Below are 12668 nucleotides of genomic sequence, written 5' to 3'. Positions count from 1 at the left end.
TGGGGCCGTGACGAGCGCATCCAGCCTGGTCCTGGCGTCCATTCCCAGCCCCGACCGCGGGGTGTGGGAGATCGACCTGGGCTTCATCAGCTTCCCGCTGCGCGCGTACGCGCTGTGCATCATCGCGGGCATCATCGTGGCGATCTGGTGGGGCGAGAAGCGGTTCGTGGCGCGGGGCGGGGCGCCGGGGACCGTACTGGATGTCGCGGTGTTCGCGGTGCCGTTCGGGCTCGTCGGCGGGCGGCTGTACCACGTGGCCACCGACTACCACCGGTACTTCGGCGAGGGCAAGAACCCCCTCGACGCCCTGCGCATCTGGGAGGGCGGGCTCGGCATCTGGGGCGCCATCGCCCTCGGCGGTGTCGGCGCGTGGATCGGGTGCAGGCGCCGGGGTGTGCCGCTGTCCGCGTTCGCCGACGCCGTCGCGCCCGGCATCGTCGTCGCGCAGGCGATCGGGCGGCTGGGCAACTACTTCAACCAGGAGCTCTACGGCGGCCCGACCGACCTGCCGTGGGGCCTGGAGCTGTACCGCAGGGTCAACGAGTTCGGCGTCGAGGACCCGCTCAACGGCGTGGCCATCGACCACACGCTGATCGACGGCAGCCCCGTGCACCCGACGTTCCTCTACGAGCTGCTGTGGAACCTGCTGGTCGCCGCGTTCGTCGTGTGGGCGGACCGCAAGCTGCGGCTCGGCCACGGCCGGGCGTTCGCGCTCTACGTCGCCGGGTATTCCCTGGGCCGCGGCTGGATCGAGCTGATGCGCACCGACGAGGCCACCCTGGTGTTCGGGGTTCGCGTCAACGTCTGGACCTCGGTCGTGCTGTTCCTCGGCGGCCTCGCGTACTTCGTCATCGCCCGCAAGCGCGGCGAGCGGGAGGACCTGGCCGCCATCAGGGCGGAGCACGACCCCGAGTCCACCGACCCCGACTCCGCTGGCCCCGACTCCGCCGACGGTGAGCCCGTCAAGGACAGGAGCGAGGAGCAGGCGGGCGACGACACGCCCGATGGCGTGAAGCCCGGGGACGTGACCGCCAAGGACGAGGGCGACGCGCCCGCGGAGGCGTCGGCGAGCACCGAGAAGCGCGACTGACCCTCCTCGATGCGCCGCACCCGAACCCCCGACAGGCACCAGCCATGACCGTCCTCGACGCCCTGCGCCTGCCCGATTACCCGCGCTCCGCCCAGTACGACCCCACCTGGATGATCAGGGGCTGCATGGGTCCCAACCCGCTGTGGCTCCTGGAGGACCTGCTCGCCGACCTGCCCCTGCGCCCCGGCGACCGGGTGCTCGACCTGGGCTGCGGCCGCGGCCTGACCTCGGTGTTCCTGGCCCGCGAGTACGGCGTCACGGTGTTCGCCGCGGACCTGTGGGTCAAGCCGACGGAGAACTACAAGCGGTTCATCGAGGCGGGCGTGGCCGACCGGGTCTTCCCGATCCACGCCGACGCGCACGACCTCAAGTTCGCCAAGGGCTTCTTCGACGCCGCCATCAGCGTCGACGCCTACCAGTACTTCGGCACCGACGACCTGTACCTGCCCTACCTGACGCCGTTCGTCCGCAAGGGCGGCCACGTCGGGATCGCGGTCCCCGGCGTGCGCGAGGAGGTCGTCACCCCGCCGGAGTGGCTGCTGCCGTACTGGGAGTACGATTTCGCCGTCTTCCACACCGCCGACTGGTGGCGAACCCACTGGTCGCGCCCCGGGCAGGTCACCGTCACCTCGGCCAGGACCGCCCGCGAAGCCGTCGCCAACTGGCGCACCTGGTCGGCGGCCTGCGCCGAGCACGGCGAGAGCGACTTCGTCCGCAAGATGTCCACCCAGACCGTCGACATGCTCGACGCCGACGCCGGGCGCACCTTCGCCTTCCCCCTGGTCGTCGCCCGCGTCTAGCCGGGCCATCGACCGCGCGGACCGCGCGTGCGGCGCTATATCGCTCCCGGCGGCGAGTTCGTTACAGCTCGCGCGAGTTCTCCTGGTGTCTCGCACGTTTCCGTGCTGTTAGGCTCGGGTGACACGCGGGCCACCGCCGTCCCGTGCCCAGCCGTGACACAGCCGGAATCACGTTCCTGAGCGCGAGACGCCAAGGGGGCACCACGCGATGACCTTCTCCGCCCGACCGCGCCCGCAGGGCCTCTACGACCCGGCGCACGAGCACGACTCCTGCGGTGTGGCCATGGTCGCCGACGTGCGGGGCCGCCGGTCGCACGGGATCGTGGTCGACGCGCTGACGGCGCTGGCGAACCTGGAGCACCGCGGCGCCGCCGGGGCCGAGCCGACCAGCGGGGACGGCGCGGGCATCCTCGTGCAGCTGCCCGACGAGCTCTTCCGCGCCGATGTCCCCTTCGACCTCCCCGGACCCGGCCGCTACGCCGCGGGCCTGGCGTTCCTGCCCGTCGACGCGCCCCAGCGGACCAAGGCCGTCGAGCTCGTCGAGCGCGTCGCCGAGGAGGAGGGGCTGACCCTGCTCGGCTGGCGGGACGTGCCCGTCGACCCCGACGGCGCCGAGGTCGGGCCGACCGCGCGCGGGGTCATGCCGCACGTCGCCATGCCGTTCCTGAGCGCCCCCGGCGCCGAGGGCGTCGCGCTGGACCGGCTGGCCTACGTCCTGCGCAAGCGGGTCGAGCGGGAGAGCGCGGTGGCGGGCTGCGGCACGTACTTCCCGTCGCTGTCGAGCCGGACCCTGGTCTACAAGGGAATGCTGACCACCGCCCAGGTGCCGCGCTTCTTCCCCGACCTGGTCGACCCGCGGCTGGTCACCGCCATCGCCCTGGTGCACTCCCGCTTCTCCACCAACACCTTCCCGTCGTGGCCGCTGGCCCACCCGTTCCGCTACGTCGCGCACAACGGCGAGATCAACACCATCCGGGGCAACCGCAACCGCATGCGCGCCCGCGAGGCGCTGCTGGCCAGCGACCTGCTGCCCGGCGACCTGACCAGGCTGTTCCCGGTGGTCGACCCGCACGGCTCGGACTCGGCCTCCTTCGATGAAGTGCTGGAGCTGCTGCACCTCGGCGGCCGGTCGCTGCCGCACGCGGTGCTCATGATGATCCCGGAGGCGTGGGAGAACCACGCCACGATGGACGCGGGCCGCCGCGCCTTCTACCAGTTCCACGCCAGCCTGATGGAGCCGTGGGACGGCCCGGCCTGCGTCACCTTCACCGACGGCGCCCTGGTCGGCGCGGTGCTCGACCGCAACGGCCTGCGCCCGGCCCGCTGGTGGCACCTCGCCGATGACCGGGTCGTGCTGGCCAGCGAGACCGGCGTGCTGGACGTGCCGCCGTCGCAGGTCGTGGCCAAGGGGCGGCTGCGGCCGGGGCGCATGTTCCTTGTGGACACCGCCGCGGGCAAGATCGTCGACGACGACGAGGTCAAGGCCGGGCTCGCCGCCGAGCTGCCCTACGAGGAGTGGCTGCACGCGGGCCTGCTGACCATCGCCGACCTGCCCGACCGCGAGCACGTGGTGCAGAGCCACGAGTCGGTGGTGCGCCGCCAGCAGACCTTCGGCTACACCGAGGAGGAGCTCAAGATCCTCCTGGCCCCGATGGCGGTCAGCGGCGGCGAGCCGATCGGCTCGATGGGCACCGACACCCCGCCCGCGGCGCTCTCGCAGCGCTCGCGGCTGCTCTATGACTACTTCAAGCAGAACTTCGCCCAGGTGACCAACCCGCCGCTGGACGCGATCCGCGAGGAGATCGTCACCAGCGTGCAGCGGATCATGGGGCCCGAGCAGAACCTGCTCGACCCCGGTCCGGCGTCGTGCAGGCACATCCAGCTGCCGTACCCGGTCATCGACAACGACGAGCTGGCCAAGCTCATCCACGTCAACGACGACGGCGACCTGCCCGGCCACGCCTGCACCGTCCTTTCCGGACTGTACGAGGTGGACGGTGGTGGTGTCGCGCTGGCCGACGCCGTCGCGCGGGTGCGCAGGGAGGCGTCGGAGGCCATCGCCGCGGGCGCGCGCACGCTGGTGCTCTCCGACCGCGACTCCGACCACCGGATGGCGCCGATCCCGTCGCTGCTGCTGGTCTCGGCCGTGCACCACCACCTGGTGCGCACCAAGGAGCGGCTGCGGGTGGCGCTGGTGGTGGAGAGCGGTGACGCCCGCGAGGTGCACCACATCGCGCTGCTGCTGGGCTACGGCGCCGCCGCGGTGAACCCGTACCTGGCGTTCGAGACGATCGAGGACCTGATCGCCCAGGGCGCGGTGACCGGCGTCGAGCCGCGGACCGCGATCCGCAACTACGTCAGCGCCCTGGTCAAGGGCGTGCTCAAGATCATGAGCAAGATGGGCATCTCCACCGTCGGCGCCTACACCGCCGCCCAGGTGTTCGAGGCGTTCGGGCTGTCCCAGGACACCCTCGACGAGTACTTCACCGGCACGGTGTCCAAACTCGACGGTGTGAGCCTGGACGTGGTGGCCGCCGAGGTGCGGGCCAGGCACCGCCGCGCGCACCCGGACAACCCGACCGACCGCGAGCACCGCACGCTGGAGACGGGCGGGGAGTACGCCTACCGCCGCGAGGGCGAGCTGCACCTGTTCACCCCGGAGACGGTGTTCCTGCTCCAGCACGCCACCAGGACCGGGCGCGAGGACGTGTACCGCCAATACGTCGCCGAGGTCGAGCGCCTCAACCGCGAGGGCGGCGCGCTGCGCGGGCTGTTCCGCTTCACGCCCGACCGCGCCCCCGTCCCGGTGGCCGAGGTCGAGCCGGTCGAGGCGATCCTCGCGCGCTTCAACACCGGCGCGATGTCCTACGGCTCGATCTCGGCCGAGGCGCACGAGACGCTGGCCATCGCGATGAACGAGATCGGCGGGCGCTCCAACACCGGCGAGGGCGGCGAGGACGTCGAGCGGCTCTACGACCCGGCGCGGCGCTCGGCGATCAAGCAGGTGGCCTCCGGCCGGTTCGGCGTGACCAGCGAGTACCTGGTCAACGCCGACGACATCCAGATCAAGATGGCCCAGGGCGCCAAGCCCGGCGAGGGCGGCCAGCTGCCGCCGAACAAGGTGTACCCGTGGATCGCGCGCACCCGGCACTCCACGCCCGGTGTCGGGCTGATCTCCCCGCCGCCGCACCATGACATCTACTCGATCGAGGACCTGGCCCAGCTGATCCACGACCTCAAGAACGCCAACGAGAACGCCCGCGTGCACGTGAAGCTGGTCTCGGAGCTGGGCGTGGGGACGGTCGCGGCCGGGGTGTCCAAGGCGCACGCCGACGTGGTGCTGATCTCCGGGCACGACGGCGGCACCGGCGCCTCACCGCTGAACTCGCTCAAGCACGCGGGCACGCCGTGGGAGGTGGGCCTGGCTGAGACGCAGCAGACGCTGATGCTCAACGGCCTGCGCGACCGCATCACCGTGCAGGTCGACGGCGCGCTGAAGACGGGCCGGGACGTGGTGGTCGCGGCCCTGCTCGGCGCCGAGGAGTACGGCTTCGCCACCGCGCCGCTGGTCGTCGCGGGCTGCGTGATGATGCGGGTGTGCCACCTGGACACCTGCCCGGTCGGGGTGGCCACGCAGAACCCGGCCCTGCGCGAGCGCTACACCGGGCAGGCCGAGCACGTGGTGAACTACTTCCGGTTCATCGCCGAGGAAGTCCGGGAGCTGTTGGCGTCGCTGGGGATGCGGACGCTGGACGAGGCCGTCGGCCACGCCGAGCTGCTCGACACCGACGAGGCGGTGGCGCACTGGAAGGCGGCCGGGCTGAACCTGGCCCCGGTCTTCGCCGTGCCGCCCGCGCCGTACGGGACGTCGAGGCGGCGCACGCGCGCGCAGGACCACGGGCTGGCGCAAGCGCTTGACCGGACGCTGGTGCAGCTGTCCGAGGCGGCGCTGGAGGACGCGCACCCGGTGCGGCTGGACCTGCCGGTGCGCAACGTCAACCGGACCGTGGGGACGCTGCTGGGCGCCGAGGTCACGCGGCGCTTCGGCGGCGACGGGCTGCCCGAGGGCACCATCCACGTGACCCTGACCGGGTCGGCGGGGCAGTCGCTGGGCGCGTTCCTGCCGCGCGGGATCACCCTGGACCTGGTGGGCGACGCGAACGACTACGTCGGCAAGGGTCTCTCCGGCGGGCGGATCGTGGTCCGCCCCGACCCCTCGGCGACCTTCGCCGCCGAGCGGCAGGTCATCGCGGGCAACGTGATCGCCTACGGGGCGACCGCGGGCGAGGTCTTCCTGCGCGGGTGCGTGGGGGAGCGCTTCGGGGTGCGCAACTCCGGGGCGACCATCGTCGCCGAGGGGGTGGGCGACCACGCGTTCGAGTACATGACCGGCGGCGTGGCCGTCGTGCTCGGCGCGACCGGGCGCAACCTGGCCGCGGGCATGTCCGGCGGCGTGGCGTACGTCCTGGACCTGGACCCGCGCGCGGTCAACCCCGACATGGTCGAGCTGCAGCGCCCCGGCGCCGAGGACCTGCGCGTCCTGCGGGCCGTCGTCGCCCGCCACGGCGAGCTGACCGGCTCCCCGGTCGCGGCGTCCCTGCTCGGGGACTGGACGCGCCGCTCGGCGGGCTTCACCAAGGTCATGCCCCGCGACTACCAGCGCGTCCTCGCCGCGATGCGCCTGGCCCGCGCCGAGGGCCGCGACGTGGACACCGCGATCATGGAGGCATCCCGTGGCTGACCCCGAGGGCTTCCTGCGCCACTCCCGCGCCGACATCCCCAAGCGCCCGGCCGACGAGCGCGCCGGGGACTGGCACGAGGTCTACCGGCCCGACGACCCCGGCGCGGTGCGCGTGCAAGCCACTCGCTGCATGGACTGCGGCATCCCGTTCTGCCACTCCGGCTCGGCGGGCTGCCCGCTGGGCAACCTCATCCCGGAGTGGAATGACCTGGTCCGCCGGGGGGACTGGGGCGCGGCAGGCCACCGCCTGCACGCCACCAACAACTTCCCCGAGTTCACCGGCCGCCTCTGCCCGGCGCCGTGCGAGGCCGCGTGCGTCCTGTCCATTTCGGACACCCCGGTGGCGATCAAGCGGGTGGAGAACGCGATCGCGGACATGTCGTGGGAGCGCGACCTCGTGCACGCCCGGGTGTCCACTGTGTCCTCGGGTCGTCGGGTCGCCGTGGTCGGCTCGGGCCCCGCGGGCCTGGCAGCCGCCCAGCAGCTCACCAGGGCCGGGCACGAGGTCACCGTCTACGAGCGCGACGACCGCCTCGGCGGCCTGCTGCGGTACGGGATTCCCGAGTTCAAGATGGAGAAGCGGCTGCTGGACCGCCGGTTGGGCCAGCTGCGGGCGGAGGGGACGAAGTTCGTGACCGGCTGCGAGGTGGGCGGCCCCGCCCTGCCGGTGTCGGAACTGCGCGCCTCGCACGACGCCGTGGTGCTGGCCGTCGGGGCCCTGGCGGCGCGGGACGTGCCCGAGGTCCCCGGCCGCGCGCTGTCGGGCGTGCACCTGGCGATGGAGCACCTGGTCGCGGCCAACCGCGCCTGCGAGGGCGACGGCCCCCCGGCGATCGACGCGGCAGGCAAGCACGTGGTGATCATCGGCGGCGGCGACACCGGCGCCGACTGCTACGGAACCGCCGTCCGCCAAGGCGCGCTCTCGGTGACCCAGCTCGACCAGTACCCCCAGCCCCCGGCGAGCCGCGACGACTCCCGCTCCCCGTGGCCGACGTGGCCGTGGGTCCTGCGCACCTACCCGGCGCACGAGGAGGGCGGGGAACGCCGCTTCGCGGTGGCGGTGGACGAGTTCGCGGGCGTCTCCGGCGCCGTGTCGGCGGTGCGGCTGCGCGAGGTCCGGGTCCGCAAGGACCCGGTCACCGGCGTCCGCGAGGTCGTCCCGGTCAACGACGCGGTCCACGAACTCCCCGCCGACCTGGTCCTGCTCGCCGTCGGCTTCACCGGCGTGGAACCCATGCCCCTGCTGGCCGACCTGTCCCTGACCCGCACCCCCCGAGGCACCCTCTCGTGCGGCAGCGACTGGCAGACCCCCACCCCCGGCGTCTTCGTCTGCGGCGACGCCCACCGAGGCGCCTCCCTGGTGGTCTGGGCCATCGCCGAGGGCCGCTCCGTCGCCCACGCGGTGGACGCCCACCTGACTGGCTCCTCGGAACTCCCCTCCCCAGTCCACCCCACCGCCCTGCCCCTCTCGGTGGTGTGACCGCGCGGCCGGTGCGGGTGGGGAGTTGGGCGAACGGCAGGCGAACGTCCGATGAAGCGCGCCACCTGGATGTACCGCGGATCCCTACCGTGGGCTTGTGTTATCCAAGTGGGTTGGGGACAACCTCGAAGCGTCCGTTGGCATGGCCACGTTGGTGCTCAGCGTCAGTGGGTATCTGTTCTCCCTGTGGCTGCGGCGCAAGCGGATCACCTACCGGGTTCACCTTGACACCTCGATCGGGCTCACCCCTCAGGTGACCGACATGATCGACGTCAAGCTGAGCAACAAGGACGCGCCGGTCGAGCAGCCCAGCCTGGCGCTCGTCCGGATCATGAACACCGGCAGCACCGGGATCAAGTCCGCCGACTTCCCCCGCCAGGCCCCGCTGACCCTGCGCTTCGCGGGGCGCACGGTGGTCGACGCGCAGATCGTCGAGGTGGCCGACGGGGTGCGGCCGATGATCGAGCCGGACTGGCCCGCCTGCGGGGGGACCGAGCTGGTGCTGCCGGTGATCCCGCTCAACCGGCGGCACCGGATGAAGGTGCTGGTGCTGCTCTCCGGCAAGCCCGAGGTGGCCGGGACGCGCGCCGGGGTGACCTGTGACGGGTTCGTCAGCGACGGCCGGATCGTGCGGGACACCACCAGGGGCAACGGGCCCAGCAGGCGCAGCCTGGTCCTCGGCGGGATCGCCATGACGATGGTCGGCGCGTCCCTCGTCCTGCTGCTCAGCCCGCTCAGCGGCTCCGACGCGACGGCCGTGCAGTGCGCCGAGGGTGCCGTCGTGATCAGCGGGTCCAGCGCGTTCGCCCCCGTGGTCGGCGACATCGTCGCCGCCTACACCGCCCAGTGCCCCGAGGCGTCCGTGCGCGTGGAGGGCCGGGGCAGCCTCGACGGTGTCCGCGAGCTGGACACCCAGGGGCGCGGCGACCCGGCCCAGCGCGAGCGCCGCCTGGCCATGTCCGACGACCCGCTGCCCGGGTTCCCGAACCTCAAGCCCTACCCCATCGGCGTGGTGGCGTTCTCCGTCGTGGTGAACAAGACCGCGGGCGTGACCGAGCTCAGCCAGGCCCAGCTCCGCCAGATCTTCGACGGCACCATCACCGACTGGTCCCAGTTGGGCGGCCCGGACCTGCCGATCAGCATTGTCAGCCGCAACTCCGGCTCCGGCACCCGCCAGGCCTTCGAGAACAAGGTCCTCAAGACCCAGGAACCGGCCGTCTCCTCGGCCGACTGCGCCTCCCGCGCCCCGCTGGCGGGCGCCGCGCGCGTGCTGCGCTGCGAGCGCGACTCCACCGCGGCGCTGCTCGGCGAGGTCGAGCGCATCCCCGGCGCCATCGGCTACGCCGACACCACCGCCACCGCCGAGCACCCCCACGTCGCCCGCGTGCGCCTGGACGGCCGCGAGCCCGACATCGACTCCGTCGTCCGCACCGACTATCCCTTCTGGACCGTCGAGTACTTCTACAGCTACGGCACCCCCGAGCCCGGCGGCCTGGTCGACCTGCTGCTCAAGCACATGGAGACCGACGCGGCCAAGAACATCCTGCGCCGCGAGGGCTACGTCCCCTGTGTCGACGGCGGTGTCGACCTCCGCGGCGACCTCTGCTGAGCGGGGTCGTAGGCTGCCCCGGGTGAGCGATCTGGAAGCCCTCGCGTTGGTCAACTACGGGCACTACACGGCGATGCTGGTCGACGGCGGGCGGGTGCGCGGCCTGGCCCGGCACCTGGAGCGGCTGAACCGGGACTCCTGGGTGGTGTTCGGCCAAGGGGTGGCCGAGGCGGACGTGCGCGCGGCCGTGCGGGCGGCCATCAGCGGGACCGACGGGCCGGTAGTCGCCAAGGTGCAGGTCTTCGCCCCCGGCTTCGACCCCCGCGACCCGAGGACCCCCGACGAGGTCAGCATCGTCGTGACCACGTCCGCGCCTGCCGCGGCCGAGCCCGGGCTCGCCGTGCGCACCGCCGGGTACCGGCGCGACCTGCCGCAGGTCAAGCACGTCGGCACCTTCGGGCTGTACTACCAGCGCAGGCTCGCCCGCATGGCGGGCTTCGACGACGTCCTGTTCGCCCCCGACGACGAGGTCTCCGAGGGCGCCACCTGGAACGTCTGCTTCCTCGACGCCGCGGGGACCATCGTCTGGCCGAGCGCCCCCGCGCTGCCCGGCGTGGCGATGGCGCTGATCCAGAACGGCCTCACGCGGCTGGGCCACAAGCACGAGACCCGGCCCGTCGCCGTCGCCGAGCTGGCCGAGTTCCAGGCCGCGTTCGCCTGCAACTCGCTGCGCCCCGTGCGCCCCATCACCCGCGTCGACGAGACCGAGTACGCCGAGGACGAGGGCACCGCCGCGCTGCTGGGCAAGGCGCACGACCTCGTCCCCCAGGAGCGGGTGTGAGCTTCCAGGGCTTCGGCGAGTACGCCATCGACTTCTACGACGGCCTCGTCGCGGACAACTCCAAGTCGTACTGGGAGGCCAACAAGGCCACCTACGAGAACGACGTCCGGGCCCCCATGCAGGCCCTGCTCACCGAGCTGGAGGCCGAGTTCGCCCCCGGCCTCGGACCGGGCAAGATCTTCCGCCCCTACCGCGACGTCCGCTTCGCCAAGGACAAGAGGCCCTACAAGAACCACTGCGGCGGCGTCATGGAGTCCGGGCGCGGCGGCGGCGCGTACTACGTCGAGGTCAGCCCGGACGGCCTGCGGGTGGGCGGCGGCTGCTTCCACCTCGCCCCCGACCAGCTCAGCCGCTACCGCGACGCGGTGGACGCGGGCGGCGACGAGCTGAACGCGATCCTGGCGACGCTGCGCAAGCAGGGCTTCTCCATCGAGGGCGACCGGATGCGCACCGCTCCCCGGGGCTATTCCAAGGACCACCCCCGGCTGGAACTCCTCCAGTACCGCTCGATCTACGCCGCCAGGGTCTGGGAACCGGACGACACGCTGCACGAACGCGGCGCGCTCACGCGGGTGCGCAAGGCGTGGCGTCAGCTCAAGCCCTTCAACGAGTGGGCACGTCACCGTGTGGGAGCGCACACAGACAGCAAGTGACCAGCGGCGGAACTTTCTGAATCGAAACCGAACTTACCGACGAGTACATCAGGATCGGTACAGCACGACGTATTAGGCTCTGACACCGTGAGCCGACGCGCGAAGATCGTTTGTACGATGGGCCCTGCCACCGGCACTCCGGAGCGAGTGGCGGAGCTGGTCGCGGCAGGCATGGACGTGGCGAGGATGAACTTCAGCCACGGCAGCCACGGTGACCACAAGCAGATCTACGACATGGTCCGCCACGCCGCCGACACGGCGGGCCGGGCGGTGGGCGTGCTCGCCGACCTGCAGGGCCCCAAGATCCGACTGGGCACCTTCGCCAACGGACCTGTCGAGTGGCGCACCGGGGACGTCGTGCGCATCACCGTCGAGGACGTCGCGGGCACCCACGACCGGGTCTCCACCACCTACAAGGGCCTGGCGACCGACGCCAGGGCCGGTGACCGGCTGCTGGTCGACGACGGCAAGGTCGGCCTCACGGTCACCGCCGTCGAGGGCCAGGACGTGGTCTGCGAGGTCACCGAGGGCGGCACGGTCAGCAACAACAAGGGCCTGTCGCTGCCGGGCATGGACGTCTCCGTCCCCGCCCTCTCGGAGAAGGACATCGAGGACCTGGAGTTCGCGCTGTCGCTCGGCGTCGACTTCATCGCGCTGTCCTTCGTCCGCTCGCCCGCCGACATCGACCTGGTCCACCAGGTCATGGACCGCGCGGGCCGGGGCAGGCTGCCGGTGATCGCCAAGCTGGAGAAGCCCGAGGCCGTCGACAACCTCGAAGCCATCGTGCTGGCCTTCGACGGGGTCATGGTCGCCCGCGGCGACCTGGGCGTCGAGCTGCCCCTGGAGCAGGTCCCCCTGGTGCAGAAGCGGGCCATCCAGATCGCCCGCGAGAACGCCAAGCCGGTCATCGTGGCCACCCAGATGCTCGACTCCATGATCAGCAACTCGCGCCCGACCCGCGCGGAGGCCTCCGACGTGGCCAACGCCGTGCTCGACGGCGCCGACGCGGTGATGCTCTCCGGCGAGACCAGCGTGGGCCGCTACCCGATCGAGACGGTGCGCACCATGAGCCGCATCGTCGAGGCGGTGGAGTCCGAGACCCTGGTCGTGCCGCCTCTGAGCCACGTCCCGCGCACCAAGCGCGGCGTCATCTCCTACGCCGCCCGCGACATCGGCGAGCGCCTCAACGCCAAGGCGCTGGTCGCCTTCACCCAGTCCGGCGACACCGTGCGCAGGCTCGCCCGCCTGCACACCCACCTGCCGCTGCTGGCCTTCACCCCCGAGCCCAGCGTGCGCAGCCAGCTCTCGCTGACCTGGGGCACCGAGACGTTCCTGGTGCCGAGGGTGGACTCCACCGACGCCATGGTCCGCCAGGTGGACACCTCGATGCTGTCCATCGGGCGCTACCAGGACGGCGACGTCGTGGTGGTCGTCGCGGGATCGCCGCCGGGCACGGTCGGCTCGACTAACCTCATCCGCGTCCACCGGCTCGGCGAAGACGACCACGCGTAGGT

General features: G+C 72.2%; 8 protein-coding genes. All 8 read left to right on the top strand.

What is annotated here, in order from left to right:
• Positions 1 to 7: 7 nt before the first annotated feature.
• The 8 genes from lgt (at position 8) to pyk (ending at position 12666) form a co-directional block, all read left to right on the top strand.
• Positions 8 to 1090, top strand: coding sequence for a prolipoprotein diacylglyceryl transferase (lgt, locus tag ACTG9Q_RS30195; protein WP_455576338.1), 1083 nt, complete (start codon positions 8 to 10; stop codon positions 1088 to 1090).
• Between the two features lie 44 nt (positions 1091 to 1134).
• A complete protein-coding gene (locus ACTG9Q_RS30190; RefSeq protein ID WP_455576337.1) occupies positions 1135 to 1890 on the top strand; it encodes an SAM-dependent methyltransferase in 756 nt (251 codons plus the stop codon).
• 208 nt (positions 1891 to 2098) lie between these two features.
• Positions 2099 to 6631 (top strand): glutamate synthase large subunit, encoded by a 4533-nt coding sequence (gene gltB, locus ACTG9Q_RS30185; RefSeq protein ID WP_455576336.1) that lies wholly within the window; start codon positions 2099 to 2101, stop codon positions 6629 to 6631.
• Positions 6624 to 8111, top strand: coding sequence for a glutamate synthase subunit beta (locus tag ACTG9Q_RS30180; protein ID WP_455576335.1), 1488 nt, complete (start codon positions 6624 to 6626; stop codon positions 8109 to 8111). Before gltB ends, ACTG9Q_RS30180 begins: the two co-directional genes overlap by 8 nt.
• Positions 8112 to 8253: 142 nt before the next feature.
• Entirely contained in the window at positions 8254 to 9720 is a 1467-nt protein-coding gene (locus tag ACTG9Q_RS30175) for a PstS family phosphate ABC transporter substrate-binding protein (RefSeq protein WP_455576334.1), read from the top strand.
• 22 nt (positions 9721 to 9742) lie between these two features.
• Positions 9743 to 10501, top strand: a complete 759-nt coding sequence (locus ACTG9Q_RS30170) for an aminotransferase class IV (protein ID WP_455576333.1) — start codon at positions 9743 to 9745, stop codon at positions 10499 to 10501.
• Positions 10498 to 11154, top strand: coding sequence for a DUF2461 domain-containing protein (locus ACTG9Q_RS30165; RefSeq protein ID WP_455576332.1), 657 nt, complete (start codon positions 10498 to 10500; stop codon positions 11152 to 11154). Before ACTG9Q_RS30170 ends, ACTG9Q_RS30165 begins: the two co-directional genes overlap by 4 nt.
• 87 nt (positions 11155 to 11241) lie before the next feature.
• Complete coding sequence (gene pyk / locus ACTG9Q_RS30160; RefSeq protein ID WP_455576331.1) at positions 11242 to 12666, top strand: pyruvate kinase; 1425 nt, start codon at positions 11242 to 11244, stop codon at positions 12664 to 12666.
• Positions 12667 to 12668: the final 2 nt, after the last annotated feature.

The organism is Actinokineospora lacus (assembly GCF_053813445.1).
The sequence above is the reverse complement of the archived record's forward strand: the minus strand, read 5'-3'. Positions and strand labels throughout refer to the sequence as shown.

Excerpts from the sequence above, each read along its gene's own strand:
- ACTG9Q_RS30190 (WP_455576337.1), top strand. The coding sequence starts at position 1,135 with ATGACCGTCCTCGACGCCCTGCGCCTGCCCGATTACCCGCGCTCCGCC.
- gltB (WP_455576336.1), top strand. The coding sequence starts at position 2,099 with ATGACCTTCTCCGCCCGACCGCGCCCGCAGGGCCTCTACGACCCGGCG.
- ACTG9Q_RS30175 (WP_455576334.1), top strand. The coding sequence starts at position 8,254 with ATGGCCACGTTGGTGCTCAGCGTCAGTGGGTATCTGTTCTCCCTGTGG.